Here is a 16,852-nt window from a genome sequence, read left to right as displayed (position 1 = left end):
AACTGGGTGCAAATACACCACTTAGAGCAGACAAACTCGAAGACCAACTGAGATTGCTCAAAACCGATCCGTTATTTACTAACATTGAAGCAACGTTAAAGCCAGGAACCCAGTTAGGTAAAAGCATTCTCATAGTTAAAGTTACCGAAGCAAATGCTCTGACTGGCTTTGTGGGAGTTGATAATTACTCACCGCCTGCTGTGGGTTCAGAACGCTTGGGTGGTATTATTAGCTACCGCAACCTGACTGGGTTAGGTGATGAACTAAGTGCTTATTACTATCGCACCACCGTAGGCGGTGCTAATTCCTTTGACTTTAACTACCGAGTTCCCGTAAATGCGATGAACGGAACCGTACAGTTCCGTTATGCCCCCAGCGATAGCAAAATCATTGAAGCCCCAGTTTCTGTGTTTAACATTACTGCCGACAGCAAGCTGTATGAAATTAGCTATCGTCAACCAGTAATACGGAATCCCCGTGAGGAAGTCGCCTTGTCTTTGGGGTTTGCCGTGCAGGATGGGCAAACTTTTTTGGAAGGCGCACCTTATACATTTGGCGAAGGTCCTGACCGGGGTAACAGCAAGACACGAGTGTTAAAGTTTGGGCAGGATTATACCAAACGCGATCGCTCCGGTGCATGGGCATTGCGATCCCAGTTCAGTTTCGGTCTTGATGTTATCGATGCTACAGTCAACTCTGACCCGTTACCGGATGGGCGCTTCTTCAGTTGGTTGGGGCAACTTCAACGAGTGCAACGCCTTGGCAGGGACAATTTACTGATTGCTCAAGCAGACGTGCAACTTAGTCCTGATAGTTTACTGCCCTCTCAACAATTTGTAATTGGCGGCGGGCAATCGTTACGGGGTTATCGACAGAATGCTCGTTCGGGAGACAATGGCTTTCGTGTGTCACTAGAAGACCGCATTGCCATTCAGCGAGATAAAGCTGGACAGCCAAACTTGCAATTTGCACCCTTCTTTGATGTTGGAGGCGTTTGGAATAAATCTGACAATCCTAACGAATTAACAGGCGAAACCTTTTTAGCATCTGCTGGTTTGGGATTGATTTGGGAACCGATTCCGCGCTTTTTGGTGCGACTTGATTACGCAGTGCCAATAATTGAATGGCGCGATCGCGGCGAAAACGCCCAAGATCGAGGTTTTAACTTTAGTGCTGGCTACAACTTCTAATCCGTGAGCTTATAATTTTAAGTTTTGAGTAACGAGGTAGAAAATTTAACAAAAAAATGTTCAATTTATAAACTAATGGGTAGAGCGATCGCTCCTAACTTTTTTAGCTATTTATACTAAAACAATCCTAAATTATTGGTTGTGTCTGCTAGTTGCTTCTGACAAGTCATTCATCATCTAAGAAAATAAATAAAAAATGAAAGTAACAGCAAACTTATTTCTAAAGTTGAATTTGATTAAAGTGGGACAACAAAATCGGAGAATTTTTGTAATCGGTAAGGCTTGCATCACAAGTTTGTTGTTCGCCACATCTGTGTTTGTAGTTTTTTTGCAAACTACAGCAAAAGCGCAGATTACACCAGCTACCAACGATGCTGGTACTGTCGTCAACCAAGATGGTAATACTTTAAATATTGAAGGTGGCACTAAAGCAGGGGCAAATCTACTTCATAGCTTTGAGAAATTCGGAGTCAACGACGAGCAAACTGCCAACTTTATTTCTAACCCAGAAATTCAAAACATTTTGGGTCGAGTGACTGGAGGGGATGCTTCTGTTATTAACGGGCTAATACAAGTTACGGGTAATAATTCTAACTTATATTTGATGAATCCCGCAGGAATTATGTTTGGTTCGGGTGCCAGTTTGAATGTGCCTGCATCTTTCACGGCGACAACTGCGAACGGCATTGGGTTGGGCGATAAGTGGTTTAATGCGCTGGGTACAAATGATTACGCAACTTTAATGGAAAATCCAAGTGCGTTTGCATTTACCATGAATCAACCGGGAGCTATTGTAAATAATAGCTATTTAGGGGTTGGAGCGGGAAAAAATCTCACATTAGTTGGCGGTACGGTTCTCAATACTGGAGGATTTGGAGCTTGGGGTGGTCAAGTTGTTGTTGCCACAGTTGCTGGTGAGCGAGTAGTGCGAATTAGCCAGCCGGGAAACATCCTCACTCTTGAAGTTCAGCCACTATCAACATCTGCGAATCTACCTGCAAACTGGTCTTTACCTATTTTATCCCTGCCACAACTGCTGACGGGCGGCGGCATAGATAGTGCAAGTGGTGTAACTGTCAGCGGCGATCAGGTGACGCTGACAGGTTCGGAACTGACAGGTTCGGGAATACAGATACAGAACGGGGATGTGGTAGCGGATTCTGTTTTAGCCCAAAATGCCACGTTATCATCGAACCGCAATCTGATTTCTGTAGGAAAATCTGAGCGGGAATTAACTATAGCAGGTAACTTAAATATCGAAGCTCAGAATACTGTACAGTTAAAAGATGGTTCGGGTTTCGACTTTTTTGCTCTGCAAGTCGGGGGCAATTTAAAAGTTCAGGGCAACCAAGGCATTGATATCCAGTTGAATAATCCGGGTTCTATCTTCAGAATCGGCGGAAACCTGAATTTAGTCAGCAATGGCACAATTACTGGCAACACTGCCTTTATTACAGGTGGAAATTTTTCAGTACTCAACCTCTCTGGTGGAGCCGGAACCTTTACCTCTAGCTTTTTAAGTTCAAGTGGAACCAATACACAGGGCATCATTAGCTCGAATGGCGATGTTAATTTTGGCCATTACGAAGGTTCCTCGCTGAAGGTAGAAGCCAAAGGTAGTATTACTGGTGGAGATATCAATATTACCGAGCCGAATGGGTTGCTGGTGGGAACCGATCCAGATATTGCAGTTCTCAAAAGTAGGCCATCGCTGATTTTGCGAGCAGGCGTGAGTGAGTTACGCAATTCTCCAAGCACGCCTTCGAGTTCCTTGGGAGGAGCAACTTTTGGATCTACAGCAACGCCCACATCATCAGGAAGTATTACAGTAGACAACATTACAATTTCATCACCGGACAACGACCCAGTTTTGGGTCCGGTGATACTATCTGCAACAGGTGATATAAATGTAAATGGAAATGTAGATGGAAATGCAGGCTCTTTTGGTACAAGCAGCACAGTTGTTTTGAATTCATCAAAAGGCGGCATAACCGTTGCGGAAAACATTGATGCTGGCAGCATCATACTATCAAGTGAAAAAGATATTATTACAAAGAGTATTGATGCTAGCTCCTCACCAGATGGCGGAGTTGACACAAGCTCAGACGTTGGATTATTTTCTTCAAGAAAAGGCAATATTTTAGTAAATGACATTGAAGTCCGATCCGGGAGTTTAGACATTAATGCTGCTGGTGTTTTCCAAGCCAAAACTGCTTTCTTAGACGACTTCGTCTCTGGCCCCCGGAAGGTTCCGGTTAGTGTTCGAGCAGCACGTCAAATCAATATCCAGCATGGAGGTGTGAGTTTTACGGATGGTCTTGGTGTAGAAAAAGATGCGGCTGGCAATCCTATTTTTAGAGTAGAAGCTGATGGGAGACAAGTATTCTTTGCTGGGTATGAGGAAAATAGTTTTAACGTAATTCGTTTTGTTGATGGAAATGGGACTCCTGTTTTAGGTGTTGATGAAAATGGGACTCCTATTTCAGACAGTTCTGTAATTGTCAGAAGTGTGGATTTCAATCCCAACACAGTTGCGTCGGATGCTAGTTATACTGTCGGATTGATTGTTCTCCAAGCTGGATCTAATGGAACCCTTTCTGGTGTCTTTCGAGATACTCAACTCTCCTCAAGTAACAAAATTAATGTAGTTTCTGCTCCTCGACAAAATCCAGACAATCCAGACAATCCAGACAATCCAAACAATCCAAACAATCCAAACAATCCAAATAATCCAAATAATCCAAATAATCCAAACGATCCTACTCAACCGGGAATCGACGATTCTCAGGCTCAAACCGCACAGCGACAACTTAACAAACCATCTCAAAATCCTGCTTGTCCGCCCTCAAATACAGTAGTTTCGTTAAACTCAAGAGAAAACCCCACACGCTCAGAAACTACCAATCCTCCAACATCAACAACAGCCAATCCCTGTAGAGAAGAAAATAAGGATACTAATATTCTTCGCATCGTTGGAGACAATCAGACTAAACCTATCCCGGTCAATCCCAACCCTACGCCTCCGTCAGGGACTAACAAGTAGGAATAAGCTGTAGTCCTAGAATTTACCCGTTTGCGCTAATATCATGTCTGGTTGCTTACCCACAATTCAAAGCATACCCCTAAGAGCCTGCTTTCCCCCTAAGCACAGGCTCTTAGGGGTTAGGGAACCAGTGCGTTGCTTATTTTCTACCCGTTGTAGCACCTGGCGTGGTGGGGTACTTTTTATTAGCCTCAGTATCCTGATGACTATGGTGACAGGTTTAATACCTTTCGCTCAGGATTTGACTGCTTTCTCCGCTTCGCCTCCCGCCCAAGTAATGACTCGTCAAACAGCCGATCGCTTGTTTGAACAAGGTATTAAATATTACCAAACGAAGCAACTACAGTTAGCGATTCAATTTTGGCAGCAGTCGCTTATCGCTTACCGTACCCTGAAAGACCGTCCTGCCCAAGCAGCAACGCTGAAAAATCTCAGTGCAGTTTACCTGCTTTTGCCTGAGTACCCGAAAGCGATCGCTCACTTGCAGCAATATCTAAATATTACGCGAGAACTGGGCGATCGCCTCAATGAAGAAGGTGCTTTAGTCATCTTATTAGCAGACACCTATGCAAAAGGCGGCAGTTATGCTAAAGCAATTGAATATTATCAGCAGAGTTTAAAAATTATTCAGCAATTGAGCAATTCTCCACAGGAGAAGCAACGCCAACGCTCATAAGAAGGAGTGATTTTAGGCAGTTTAGCGATCGCTTACCGAGTAGTAGGAAACTACAGTGCTGCGATTGAATTCAATCACAAAGCGCTGCAAATTTTTCGAGAACTCAAAGACCGTCAAACAGAGGCAAAAGTTTTAGGAAATCTCGGTAATGCCTATCAGTCTTTAGGCGATTATAACAATGCCATCGCTGACTACGAACAGAGCGCAAAAATTGCCCAAGAAATCAAAGATAGCGCCCAAGAAGGAATTGTTCTAGGATATTTAGGAGCTATTTACGCCAATTTGGGGCAGTACGATCGGGCGATCACCCTCCATGAACAAAGTCTGAAAATTAACGAAACTTTGAGCGATCGCTTAGGACAGGCTAGCACTTTAATTAACTTGGGGTCTACCTATCACTCTCAACGCCAAAGCGAAAAAGCCCGCAGTTACTACGAACAAGCTTTGAAACTAGCTTCAAATGCAGGCGATAGCGAACTAGAAGGCAAAGCGCTGGGTAGTTTGGGACTGGTTTATGAAGATTCCCGCGACTACCCAAAGGCAATTCAATATCAAGAGCAAGCTTTAGCAATTGCCAGGACAATAGGAGATCCAGAAGCCGAAGGCAAAGCGCTCAACAACCTTGGTCATGCTTTGTTCGCTGCTGGTAAACTCAAAGAAGCTGAAGAAAAACTCCGCGCCGCTGTCAAACTCCTCGATGGTCTGCGTCCTGGACTCGACGACACTTACAAAGTCTCCATCTTCGATACTCAAGTATACACCTACAACCTGCTGCAACAAATCCTGCTTGCCGCTAACAAACCGGAAGCCGCTCTAGAAGCCGCAGAACAAGGACGCGCCCGCGCCTTTGCCGAGTTACTTGCCAGACGCATATATCAAGAAGGCGAAGGGCAAAAATCGGTATCATCAATTACCGATAATCCGCCGCCGAATATTGAAAAAATTCGTAAAATCGCCCGTCAACAAAACGCCACATTGGTAGAATATGCGATCGTTCCCGATGATGACTTTAAGTTTCGAGGTAAACAGCGAGGCAGAGAGCAAGAATTATTCATTTGGGTAGTACAGCCTAATGGTAAAGTTGCATTTCGGCGAGTTGATTTAAAACCCCTGTGGCAAAAAGGTGGAACCCTTGCTGATATTATTAATATTTCCCACTGCTTGACTCTTGACAGAAGTGCCAATGTTGACAATTGCCTCAGCAAACCTGCTGGTAAAGGCGAACAACTGATGCAAGCACTGCGTAAAATGAAACCTGCCGAAGCGGCAAAGTCATCTTCTAAAAGTCAAGACTTCCGGCAGATACTCCATCAACTCCTGATTCAGCCGATCGCTGACCTCTTGCCCGCTAACCAAAATGCTCATGTTATTTTTATACCCCAAGAAACTTTATTCTTAGTTCCCTTTCCAGCCCTCCAAGATGCCGATGGTAAGTACCTAATCGAGAAGCACACTATTTTGACTGCACCATCCATACAAGTGCTAGATTTGACACGCAACTTGAAAGATAAAAGACAGATGGCAGGAGGGGAAAATTCTTCAATCTTCGGTTCTCCATCCTCTGCCCTAATTGTCGGCAATCCTGTTATGCCCAAACCATTAGAACAATTACCACAGGCAGAACAGGAAGCTATTGATATCGCCAAACTGTTTAACACTACTGCAATCATTGGCGCACAGGCAACGAAAGCTAACATTTTGCAAAAATTACCTAAAGCTAGACTGGTGCATTTGGCAACGCACGGATTGCTTGAGTATGGCAATCAGAACACGGGGTTGGGAGTACCAGGAGCGATCGCTCTTGCACCATCAGGTAAGGATGACGGATTTCTCACAGCCAGTGAAATTCTCAATCTGCGTCTGAATGCTGAACTCGTTGTTCTTAGCGCTTGCAAAACCGGAAGAGGAAGAATTTCTGGAGACGGAGTTATTGGGCTTTCTCGCGCTTTGATTACCGCAGGAACACTTAGTGTAGTAGTATCTCTATGGTCAGTACCAGATATCCAAACAGCTAAACTGATGAAATTTTTTTACCAGAGTCTTGAGAAAAATTATGACAAAGCCGCAGCTTTGCGTCAAGCAATGTTAAAGACAATGAAGGAAGACTCTCTCCCCTTGAACTGGGCAGCTTTTACGTTAATTGGAGAGTCTTGAGAATTTTAGCAAGAAAGGCGCTATCTTTGCTGAAGTTGTATCTGCTGAAGTTGTATCTGAAGTTGTATCTGCCCAAGTTGTTGCCTCACCTCGCTAGAACGCTGAGGATTTCCTAATCTTTGATACAGTGCATCTGCATTTATTAGGTGACTTGAAGCTGAGTCCGGCTTGTTCATTCTCGTATACAAGTCTCCTAATGCCTCATGCGCCGCAGCTTGTCCATTTATATCTTGTGTTCTCTCTGGCTGCTCTAAGAATTGCACAAGTAGTGTCACAGCTTCACCAAGGTTCCCTTTATCGATAAGATCATTCACTCGTTGACTCAGATATGGTGGCATTGTACCACCACCACGGACAGGACCTCCTCGAGTATACACAGGGCATCTGCTGTTACCAGGACATTGAATTACTGGGGTTACTGGGGGTCTCTGTCTCTGTGCGGAAGCAGGGTGAATATCAACTATAGACGAAACGGTAGCTAAACTGATAATCGGCAGAAAAAGTGAGTTGAATTTCATTGCATTAAAATCCTTCTTAGCTAAGTTTTGATTTTGCTGTTTTGATCCAAACACGTTCATCTGGATGATCTGGACTGCCAAAATTTAGGCAATTATTCCACTGCTCCCGCGCCGCAGGTTTTGATCCTTCAAATTCTAAAACTTGTGCCAGCAAGCAGTAGGCTGATCCCCTCTGAGGATCTAGAGCAACGGCTTGTTTCAAATTTGCCTCTGCTTGAGGATATTTTTTGAGCTCCAATTGTGCCCAACCTAAATTTTTGAACAGCGTATATCGCGCTTCATCGTCAGTTGCTAATTTTAAGCCTTCTAAAGTAAGCTTAACAGCCTTAGTATAATTTTGTTGCTGGGTAATTTCTAGCCGTGCCAAATTACCATACGCTGGAGCATAGCGATGTTCTACTGCACCTTGATAGTTAGCATAGGCAAGATCAAAGTCTTGTTTTTCCTGATAGATCAAACCCCTGTTGTACAAAGCATCTGCAAGCGTCGGCTTGAGCATGAGCGCTAGATTAATATCTTGTAGCGCGCTCTCATTCTGCCCTAATCTAAATTTTTCATACCCACGATTGTTTAGAAAGATAGCTGACCTGGGAAGAACAAATATAAATAGTATACCCAACACTGTACTTAGACTCACCAGGAAAAAGCCAAAACGTAACAATTGTTTAGCTTTAGCCCGCCTAATCATGAGTTGACTGGCGGTGATTAATCTTGGCAGTGATGTATCGTAACCTAAATCACTCGCATCTGAACTTGACAACCATCGTTCCGCTTCAACCAGTTCAATCTTGTCCAATAAACCACCTGTTTCTTCACCCAGACGAACCCATTCCTCAGCTTTTAACATTAACCGTCTGCGGATTTGTTCAGCTTCTCGTCGCTCAAAAACCCATTGCTGCAAGGTAGGCCAGCCACTAATGAGGGCTTCATGAGCAATATCCACTTTGATTGTGTTACTCGTCTCCTCACCGCTCAGGGTTAACAGGCGTTTATTTGCCAGATGGTGCAAAGTCTGGTTGAATAGATTGAGATCATCACCTACAGCTTGCAGTTCATTCATCGGTTGCTGACGGCGAGTGTCAGCGCGTCCTTCGCCAAACTGCACCAAACGGAGAAAGATCCGTCGAGCAATGCCTCTTTGCTTATCTGGCTCAACTTCCAGGGTTGCTAACGCATCATCGGCGCGTCGAGCGATCGCCACCTGTAAACCAGTGCGATGTTCACTCCCACCAATTCCATAAGCCTTTCGAGGTAGAATCAGTGCCTCATAAGCTCTAAGGGGTAGGAGCCGCCGCTCTAATCTTTCCCATAGAAGCACTAGTGTCTCCTGGATCAACGGTAAAACACCAGGTTCTCCCCTCGCATCAGTTACTAATCGTTCTAGTAAAGTAGGCTCGATAAACACACCCACATTCTCAGCAGGCTTTAGAATCGCCTGCCGCAATCCTACTTCATCTAACGGTACGACCTCTATTCGGTGTGCTTGAATTTTTCGCCACAAAACTGATGTCATCAAGTCTGAATAAAAGTCAGCACGAACTGTCAGTACTAGATAGACATTGGGTATCTCAGTTAACTCAAGCAATGCTTGTTGAAATGGAACAGTCTCTTGACTTACTTGGGTAAAGACTTCCTCAAACTGATCGATTATGAACAAAAATCGTTGGGTGTTGGGCTGAGTTGATAGTATTTGGGTAATATTTCTGGCTGTAATTGTATCTTTGCCCAAAATTTCTTTGAGCGTTGTTAGAGGTGTTATTCCTGGACGCATAGAGCGAACCAACCATTCTCCTGCACCAAAGAACCCAGTCTGACGTAGTTTTGGCACAAGTCCGGCAAATACCAAGGAAGATTTGCCACTACCCGAAGGTCCAATCACCATCAGAAATGGATGCAAACGTAAGCGTCCTAGCAGTTCCTCAATTTCTTGCTCGCGTCCAAAGAAGCGATCGCTCATTGCCTCAGTAAACGGCTCCATCCCTGGGTAGGGGCAGGGTGGTTTTGGTAAAGGAGTAGGGACAGTCAGTTTTAGGTCAGCACAGAGGCGAGTAATAGCGGTTGTCTGTTCTTCAGCAGTTACTGCTCTCAATTGCACCAGCATGGCTAATCGAGGTGGCAGTGGCACAGGTTGCAGAACCAGCGGAATCACTGGCCATGTCTGTGTTTCTTCGCCATAAGCCTGGCCCAGCAGATCCACAAATTGGTTAAAACTATCTGCCAAATAAGCTGGAGACAGCACTAGTAGGGTACGCTGACTTTGCTGGACAGCGCGCTGGAACTCTTGAATCCGAGGAGCGCCCAATCGAAACGCTGTTTCTGAGAGGTGTCGGACACCCGCTTGAGTCAGCGCGTCTAATAAGTAGCCTTCTACCCAGGGGCGATCGGCATCCGCATAAGAAATAAATAGGTCATACTCTTTGTTCATGGTGATTCTTAGTTACATCTGCGGTAATGATTCGCGTAACGCCTGAATTAATCGTTCAAATTCACGTTCAGATCGACGGGGATGAGCAAGATCAAGAGTTGTCAGCATACTCAAACGTGTAGGCAACTGACCGGGATCAAATGGTAGGGCTTTTACAGGCAGCAGACGGTAAGTTCCTTCTTGAATCCCAATAGTTTGCCCAATGATGTTTTCAAACGTCGCTTCGTAGTTCGCTAAATACGCTGCCGACAAAACAATAATTGTTCGCTTCGCTTGTCTAATCCCGCTCTCAATATTAACGACACGAGCCACACCAGGGCTTTCTATATCACCAGACACGGCAATTCGTAAGTTAGCCTGCTCTAAACGAGGTAGTAATACATCCCAAACCCAAGTGGTATCAGGCTCCTGCTCTACATAGCTAATATAGACATCATATTGAAAATTTCCCTGGTTTTGGTTGGGTACATCTTGTTGATTAAGTACCTCGTCCAACCGAGGAGATAATTCCTCAGTTTTATATTTAAGAACTGGTGTGGAAGATTCGGGAATTCCTTGCAAATCAATAGCATTACAGCCAAATTCAAAAGCCTCTGCGTAGGACTTGCTCCTGCCGATCGCCTGGTAAAAACCCTTGGCAAACTTGATGGCTGCCTGATCTCCGATCGCCTGATTCATTCCGACCACGCAGCTAATGTACTGATGAATCGCTTTTGCCTGTTCCTCGGAATAGCAGGCGTTCAAAAACACACACTCTACATTCGCCTTAAACAACTTAAACAGCCCTGCTAACGCTGTCGAACTGACCAACTGCATTTGCCCCAGTTCATTTTCTAGGGCTAACCCCTGGCTCCCCCCACCATGCCCTGAGAAATGTACGATTTGAGGGGTGTGATCCAGAAGAATCGGTTGCAGATCGTCTACTCGAACAGCCCAATGAGTCATGATTTCAAACTGGTCTCGATTTTTGGACTGATCCAAAGCCGCTTGAATCTCCCGCACCTCTTCACCCAAGCGCAGTTGGTCGGTATTCTTTGGGTTCGCAGTCAGAATTAATATCTTTTTCACGGCAATAACTATGGAGGGGAATTATTAGGGATTGAGCCGATATATGACCAAAAACCTGCAATATGACCGGAAAATGCGGGATTTTACGTTGTAAATAACGGCTTTTTCAGCTTTGATGTAGCAATTTTTTAAATCCACACAGGGTAGGAGTTTTCAGTCCATATTGACGGAAATTACACAGTATCGGCTCAATACCAAGTAAAGTATGTCTCAACATAAAATATCCTCGTTTTTGATTGTATTTAAGCAATTTATTCAGAAATATTCAGATATTAAGCCTGTTTTCCTAAGCAACTTGGCGGTTGCTATAAATAAGATTATGTTCTTTCAATTACCCCATCTAACGACTCCACGCACTACCACCAAAATTCTCCCCACCTAAGATTTTTTGAATGCGATCGCCTGAAATTCTCAGCGTCATCTCGCCATAACCTCTGATGTTACCTTTGGGAACATCTGCCCAGCTGCCAATAATCTTGTTTCCTCTAATCGTGCCTTGGAATACATTTGACCAAGTGGTTCCACCATCACTACTTTGACCGTACCACCACATCTGATTCCCTACTTGGCGAATAAAGTAAACTCCACCATCATTACAGTTCCACACACCAGTCATACTACTCGCCTCTGCAACAGTGATAGAAGGTTTAGCAAGCTTTGTAGAAGTCTCAGTTAAACTTTCTCCCTTGAAGGGTTGAGGTGCTGCGTGAGTATAAGTGCTGGAACTCATAGCCAAGACTGTACTGCAAGTAGCAATAGTTATAAAGTGTTTCAAGGTTTTTGTTGTGAAATATTTCATGATGCGATTTTTGCTGTTTAAATAAGTGTTCAAGTTAGTAAGCTTGGGTTTTAACTCCTTCATTGAGTGAATTGGTTGGCTTTTAGGTTTTTATTCAGGTGGTAGCGCAAATTTTTTTAACTATTAGAACTTGCACCAATCTGGCTAAATAAGCCAAACAAAATAGAGGGTTTAACCGCTAAACCAACACAATTTGCGTAATTCCTCCGGTTGCAGTCGGCGTGAAGTAATAGTTGTTTAACCCCTTCACTAACTAATTGGTTAGAAGCGGGGGCTTTATTCAGCCAAGACTATTGCGATATGCTTTTAGGTGGAATTCGGTTTCGCCACTCTGGATGCTAGCCATCACTAAGTTTGAAAGTTTTAAATTGCCTATGCGTCCTCGCCAAGAAATTATCGAAATGTTCTCAACCTTCGCGCAGCTTGAAACAGACCGATTCAGCAAATGGTTGACAGATAGCAAACTGCGTCGAAGTATCCAAAATTGCTTGGTATCTTCAGCAGAAGTACCAGCCTCAGAAAAATTTTGGGCGCTTTACTGGCATAAGAACTGGCGCAACTCCCCCAGCAGTCTGGCGGGAATGCATTTGTCAGCTTATTTACAAGAATCCTGTTACTGGGCTGCTTACAAAACAGTTGCAAGATTTACCAACACTCAATACGGGTTAGCTGATTACTTCCAATTGGCGATCGCCGAAGTTAAAACTATCCTTGAAGGCTTTAACCCAGACAGAAGCTCTAGTTTGAAAACCTATGCCAGTATTGCATTTCCCAGTCGAATCAAAGACATCTTGCGCCAACGTAAAGAGGCTGATATTTGCACTAACTGGGGATTGTTACGTAAGGTAAGCAAAAAGCAGGTGTTAGAGGCTTTGCAAAATGCAGGATTATCGATATCGCAAATCGCCCAATATCGTTTAGCCTGGACTTGTTTTAAAGAATTATATCTTCAAAACCAGTCAGGAGGGAGTAATAAGTTACCAGAACCCGATCGCAATTTGTGGTCAACAGTTGCCAATCTTTACAATATCGAACGACAAAGCCAGTTAACTCCACCTGGTTCAGAATGCAATCACCAGACAATTGAGCAGTGGTTAACCAAAATTGCTGTTTGCGTGCGTGCTTATCTTTATCCACCAGTTGCGTCCCTCAATGTACCCAAGCCAGGGGAAGATTCTAGCCAAGAAATTGATTTGCCAGACCCCTCTTCTGAATCATTAATGGCTGAGATGATAGCTCAAGAGGATGCCGAAAACCGACAAAATCAACTATCTCAGATGAATGGTGTACTGCAAAAAGCTTTGCTTTCTCTTGATACCCAATCTCAGGAGATACTGAAACTGTACTACAAACAGGGACTTACTCAGCAGCAAATTATCCAGCAATTGCAGATTAGTCAGCCTACTGTTTCCCGTCGGCTCATCAAAGCGAGAGAATCCTTACTAGCAACATTGATTCGTTGGAGTCAAGAAACACTGAATATTTCTGTAACTTCCAACCTAGTTAAAGATATGAATGCGGCTTTGGAAGAATGGCTTAGAGTTCGCTATGGCGATAGCTTGATTCCTTTATAGAAAGGAGATAGGATAAATGACTTTTATGTTTGCAGACCCAACAGAGTGCTTATTAGAAATATCACCATCATTACAGGCGCAGTCCTGGCAGCAAAGCCAGGTCTATGCAACACCTAGTAGTCGCTGGCGTGCTTATATTAATCAAATTTGCCTAGATGCATTTTTAGATTGGATAAAAACAGAATATATTCCCGAAGCAACCGCTCTGCCTGCCTTTTGGGATGTAGTAAATGGAAGTGCAATTGCAGTCGGTGAAAAACGAATTTTATTAATTCCTAGTGAAGCAATTGATGATAGTGAATTAGAAGTACCTCAGGAATGGGTGGATATTCCGAGTTGGACAGCAGACTATTATTTAGCAGTGCAAGTCAAACCAGAAGGACAATGGGTGCGAGTTTGGGGTTACACTACTCATCAGGAGTTAAAATCTAGAGGCAGTTACGATCCAGTTGACCGTACATATTGTATGGATGCGCGGCATCTGACAAAAGACCTAAACGCTTTCTGGATGACCTACCAATTTTGTCGGGGAGAAGCAACGAAAGCAGCGCTAAACCCACTGGCAGAATTGCCAGCTACCCAGGCAGAAAACTTGCTACAGCGTTTAGGCAGTTCCTCAGTTACTTTCCCCAGACTCGCAGTGCCTTTTACTCTTTGGGGAGCGCTGCTAGAGAACGAACAATGGCGGCATCGCTTGTATCAAAACCGACAGACTTCTGACAATTTAGGAGAAAATCTCAGTCAGTGGCTAGCGGGAATTTACTCGGCGTCTTGGCAAGCACTGGAGACATTGTTTTCTTCAAATGCCAGTAATCTAGCCTTAAATTTCAGGAGTGCTTCAGGTTCAGTAGAGTCTGGCATCAGACGAGCTAAGTTAATCGACTTGGGAATGCAAATAGAATCTCAGTCTGTTGTGTTACTTGTTGCCCTGATACCAGAAGCAAATCGACAAGTTAGTGTGCGCGTACAATTGCATCCTATGGGTGGAGAACTTTATTTGCCTGCCAATATCAAGCTTGCTTTGCTTTCATCGGGGGAGCTGCTTGGGGAAGTTCAAGCTAGAAGTCAGGATAACTATGTGCAATTGCCACACTTTGATGTGGAAACAGGAGAATGCTTTAGCATTCAAGTTGCTCTTAACAACTTCCAGATTGCAGAAAATTTTATAATTTAGGCACATTAATTGAGACGGTAATGAATAAGCTAGTCGTCTTCAGCTTGTTGGGAGGTGACTTAAATCATGGATTTCCTGTTGTCACTGCTCAACTTTGGGATGTTGACCAACCTTACCCTGTTAAATTTACAGGCAGTTTGCCAGCAGTACCAGAACTTCCCGAACTCTATAGAAGGTGGCAGTTGCTCTACGAAGCACTCCATCAACGTTTAGGCTGGCATTGGCGGATTAAAGTTTATTCACAAGATGTGACTAATGTCTCTGTGAGTGAATTTGGCGATGTGTGTCAACAACTACAAAGCTATATCAATCGGTGGCTGAACTCAGAACCATTCCAGAATATTGTGCAGCAGTTGCGGACTCTACTTAGCCCTGATGATGAAATCAGAGTCATTATTGAAACAAATGTGGCATTGCTGCATCGGCTTCCCTGGCACCTGTGGAACTTTTTTGAGGATTACTCTAATGCTGAAGTAGCATTGAGTACACAATACTTGCGTCCGCAAGTATTACCAAGAGCGCCCACAGGACCAGTCAAATTATTAATGCTGTTTTAGATAAACGACAAATACTGTGGGTTGTGCCTTATTGGGGTGACATTCTCTGGATATATGGGTGGTGTTTAGTTAGTGGTTTGATTGTTTGGCGGATGCGATCGCTGCGGGGACAGTTATGCAGCATCGGTACTGTAACAGCAGTTTTGTACGGTGTCTGTATAGGTATTCTTTTAACACAAGGAGCATGGCTGCCTTTGATTCCATCGCTGCTTGCAGTTACATTTGGCGGTGGAACGGTGTTGGTACTCAAACAACTTTGAACTCTCAGGCTGTAGGCGAAGCCCCTGACTGTCTAATAAATAAAAAGTAAATTTATCGAAACAGAATTCAGGAGTCAGGAGTCAGAATTCAGTTGGGTATTTATGCAATTGATTTATGTCTATGTCTGCTGCTTACCTCTCCCGACTAAAACATCGAGGATCAAGCGTGAAAGGTGCTGCTGTTTTTCTTGGCGCTAAGGGTGTTGGCTCTAAGAAAGAAAATTTTGGATGTTGTGCTTGACTGTACTTTGTGAGCGATTCATACCGCTGTTTGAGTTTACTTGAGATCGGATTCGTCGAGCAACTTTTCTAAGTCATTCAATAGCCTCTCCAACTTCTTGTATTTTTTATCATCTTTCCACAACTGAGCTTGTTGTAAACGCTTACCTATTTCTGCATAGCGGTTGCTCAATACTTTTTCTGGTGTCGCTTCAGATGTGGTTTCTGATGATTGCAGTTGCTTTATGAGTTCCTTAATTTGAGTTAACGACAGATTTTGAGCAATTGCTGAGGAGAGAATATCAGCACGCTTTTGCTCGTCTTTGACTCGTGCTATTGTTCGTGCCTTTGTAAATTCAAGCTGACCCTGGCGCAACACGTATAATACATCTGCTGGCAAAGAGAGCAACGGCAAGCGGCTTGTACGAAAGCTTTCCGCATTAAATCTACCAATGCCTGCCAAGATAGATTCAATTTGTTCGAGTTGACGGGAAACGTTTCCCGTCAATTCCAAATCACGTTTTTTAGCGTTAGCAGCTTCGTAGAGAATCGATTTGACATCCTCAGTGCTGACATCCAGATTTATCGCCAGCAGTTCTAGTATTGCTTCCACTTCTTCTACTGGGTTGAGGTCTTCGCGCTGTAAATTTTCGAGTAAAGCGATTTGCAGAGCTTGTTTATCAGTAAGTTCTTTACTGACAATTGGGACTTCAGCTAATCCAGCCGACTTTGCTGCCCTCAGTCGCCTTTCTCCGGCAATTAATTCATATTCTCCATCGCCGAGCGGACGGACTAACAAGGGTTCTAAAATCCCGTATTCTCGTACCGACTGCACAAGCTGTGACATTTTTTCGGGGTCAAACCAACGGCGTGGTTGTTTTTTGGCGACTCGAATTTTGTGGATGGAAACAGTAGCAGCAGATGCCTCCACATCCATAGTTAATAAATCTTCAACGCCGCGCATCTTTGGGACTTCTAGGCGTTTTTTTGACATTACAGCTTCTCCATGCCTTGGGCAATCTTTTTTAAAACTGTAATTGCTGGATGTTTTGGAGCATAAACTGCTAGAGGTTGACGACTCATTGCTGCATCAGCAAATGCAGTGGCGCGAGGAATCGCGGGATATACCTTAGCTAAGGAAGATAACTGTTGTTCTACAGCTTCCAGGATTACTTTATCTTGATTGGCGTTGCTG

Annotated in this window: 14 protein-coding genes; 8 read left to right on the top strand and 6 right to left on the bottom strand. The window is 44.0% G+C overall.

Annotation, left to right across the window (positions count from 1 at the left end):
• The 4 genes from ACEW80_RS24345 to ACEW80_RS24330 form a co-directional block, all read left to right on the top strand.
• Positions 1 to 1,190, top strand: a 1,190-nt coding sequence (locus ACEW80_RS24345) for a ShlB/FhaC/HecB family hemolysin secretion/activation protein (protein WP_373529060.1), incomplete at its 5' end; no start/stop codon positions are given.
• 196 nt (positions 1,191 to 1,386) lie between these two features.
• The gene (locus tag ACEW80_RS24340; protein ID WP_373529059.1) at positions 1,387 to 4,233 is read left to right on the top strand and encodes a filamentous hemagglutinin N-terminal domain-containing protein; all 2,847 of its coding nucleotides are present in this window, start codon (positions 1,387 to 1,389) and stop codon (positions 4,231 to 4,233) included.
• Between the two features lie 130 nt (positions 4,234 to 4,363).
• A complete protein-coding gene (locus ACEW80_RS24335; RefSeq protein WP_373529058.1) occupies positions 4,364 to 4,909 on the top strand; it encodes a tetratricopeptide repeat protein in 546 nt (181 codons plus the stop codon).
• A 6-nt stretch (positions 4,910 to 4,915) separates the two neighbouring features.
• Entirely contained in the window at positions 4,916 to 7,063 is a 2,148-nt protein-coding gene (locus tag ACEW80_RS24330; protein ID WP_373529057.1) for a CHAT domain-containing protein, read from the top strand.
• 20 nt (positions 7,064 to 7,083) lie between these two features.
• Here the strand turns inward: ACEW80_RS24330 and ACEW80_RS24325 are convergent, their stop codons facing one another.
• The 4 genes from ACEW80_RS24325 to ACEW80_RS24310 all read right to left on the bottom strand — a co-directional run bounded on the left by ACEW80_RS24325 (position 7,084) and on the right by ACEW80_RS24310 (position 11,873).
• Positions 7,084 to 7,440, bottom strand: a complete 357-nt coding sequence (locus ACEW80_RS24325; protein ID WP_373529056.1) for a hypothetical protein — start codon at positions 7,438 to 7,440, stop codon at positions 7,084 to 7,086.
• A 157-nt stretch (positions 7,441 to 7,597) separates the two neighbouring features.
• Positions 7,598 to 10,006 carry a TIR domain-containing protein gene (locus ACEW80_RS24320; RefSeq protein WP_373529055.1) on the bottom strand — a complete coding sequence of 803 codons (2,409 nt, stop codon included), beginning with the start codon at positions 10,004 to 10,006 and terminating at the stop codon, positions 7,598 to 7,600.
• Between the two features lie 12 nt (positions 10,007 to 10,018).
• Positions 10,019 to 11,074, bottom strand: a complete 1,056-nt coding sequence (locus tag ACEW80_RS24315) for a TIR domain-containing protein (protein WP_373529054.1) — start codon at positions 11,072 to 11,074, stop codon at positions 10,019 to 10,021.
• Between the two features lie 340 nt (positions 11,075 to 11,414).
• Positions 11,415 to 11,873 (bottom strand): hypothetical protein, encoded by a 459-nt coding sequence (locus ACEW80_RS24310; RefSeq protein WP_373529053.1) that lies wholly within the window; start codon positions 11,871 to 11,873, stop codon positions 11,415 to 11,417.
• 335 nt (positions 11,874 to 12,208) lie between these two features.
• Here ACEW80_RS24310 and ACEW80_RS24305 point away from each other — a divergent pair, with 335 nt between their 5' ends.
• The 4 genes from ACEW80_RS24305 to ACEW80_RS24290 are packed head-to-tail and all read left to right on the top strand — an operon-like array spanning position 12,209 to position 15,438.
• Positions 12,209 to 13,447 (top strand): sigma-70 family RNA polymerase sigma factor, encoded by a 1,239-nt coding sequence (locus tag ACEW80_RS24305; RefSeq protein WP_373529052.1) that lies wholly within the window; start codon positions 12,209 to 12,211, stop codon positions 13,445 to 13,447.
• A gap of 16 nt (positions 13,448 to 13,463) precedes the next feature.
• Positions 13,464 to 14,621 carry a DUF1822 family protein gene (locus ACEW80_RS24300; protein WP_373529051.1) on the top strand — a complete coding sequence of 386 codons (1,158 nt, stop codon included), beginning with the start codon at positions 13,464 to 13,466 and terminating at the stop codon, positions 14,619 to 14,621.
• 20 nt (positions 14,622 to 14,641) lie between these two features.
• Positions 14,642 to 15,178 (top strand): hypothetical protein, encoded by a 537-nt coding sequence (locus ACEW80_RS24295; RefSeq protein WP_373529050.1) that lies wholly within the window; start codon positions 14,642 to 14,644, stop codon positions 15,176 to 15,178.
• A gap of 23 nt (positions 15,179 to 15,201) precedes the next feature.
• On the top strand, positions 15,202 to 15,438 hold the full coding sequence (locus ACEW80_RS24290) for a hypothetical protein (RefSeq protein ID WP_373529049.1): 237 nt from the start codon (positions 15,202 to 15,204) through the stop codon (positions 15,436 to 15,438).
• Between the two features lie 277 nt (positions 15,439 to 15,715).
• Here the strand turns inward: ACEW80_RS24290 and ACEW80_RS24285 are convergent, their stop codons facing one another.
• Together ACEW80_RS24285 and ACEW80_RS24280 are read right to left on the bottom strand one after the other, a co-directional pair.
• Entirely contained in the window at positions 15,716 to 16,651 is a 936-nt protein-coding gene (locus ACEW80_RS24285; RefSeq protein ID WP_373529048.1) for a ParB/RepB/Spo0J family partition protein, read from the bottom strand.
• Positions 16,651 to 16,852 (bottom strand): ParA family protein (locus ACEW80_RS24280; protein WP_373529047.1); only part of this gene is annotated, 202 nt, incomplete at its 5' end. The genes ACEW80_RS24280 and ACEW80_RS24285, both read right to left, overlap by 1 nt.

It is taken from the genome of Nostoc sp. (assembly GCF_041747015.1).
Lineage (GTDB): Bacteria > Cyanobacteriota > Cyanobacteriia > Cyanobacteriales > Nostocaceae > Nostoc.
The sequence above is the reverse complement of the archived record's forward strand: the minus strand, read 5'-3'. Positions and strand labels throughout refer to the sequence as shown.

Coding starts and splice junctions, on each gene's coding strand:
- ACEW80_RS24340 (WP_373529059.1), top strand. CDS start 1,387: ATGAAAGTAACAGCAAACTTATTTCTAAAGTTGAATTTGATTAAAGTG.
- ACEW80_RS24300 (WP_373529051.1), top strand. CDS start 13,464: ATGACTTTTATGTTTGCAGACCCAACAGAGTGCTTATTAGAAATATCA.
- ACEW80_RS24320 (WP_373529055.1), bottom strand. CDS start 10,006: ATGAACAAAGAGTATGACCTATTTATTTCTTATGCGGATGCCGATCGC.
- ACEW80_RS24310 (WP_373529053.1), bottom strand. CDS start 11,873: ATGAAATATTTCACAACAAAAACCTTGAAACACTTTATAACTATTGCT.
- ACEW80_RS24295 (WP_373529050.1), top strand. CDS start 14,642: ATGAATAAGCTAGTCGTCTTCAGCTTGTTGGGAGGTGACTTAAATCAT.
- ACEW80_RS24305 (WP_373529052.1), top strand. CDS start 12,209: ATGCTAGCCATCACTAAGTTTGAAAGTTTTAAATTGCCTATGCGTCCT.
- ACEW80_RS24285 (WP_373529048.1), bottom strand. CDS start 16,651: ATGTCAAAAAAACGCCTAGAAGTCCCAAAGATGCGCGGCGTTGAAGAT.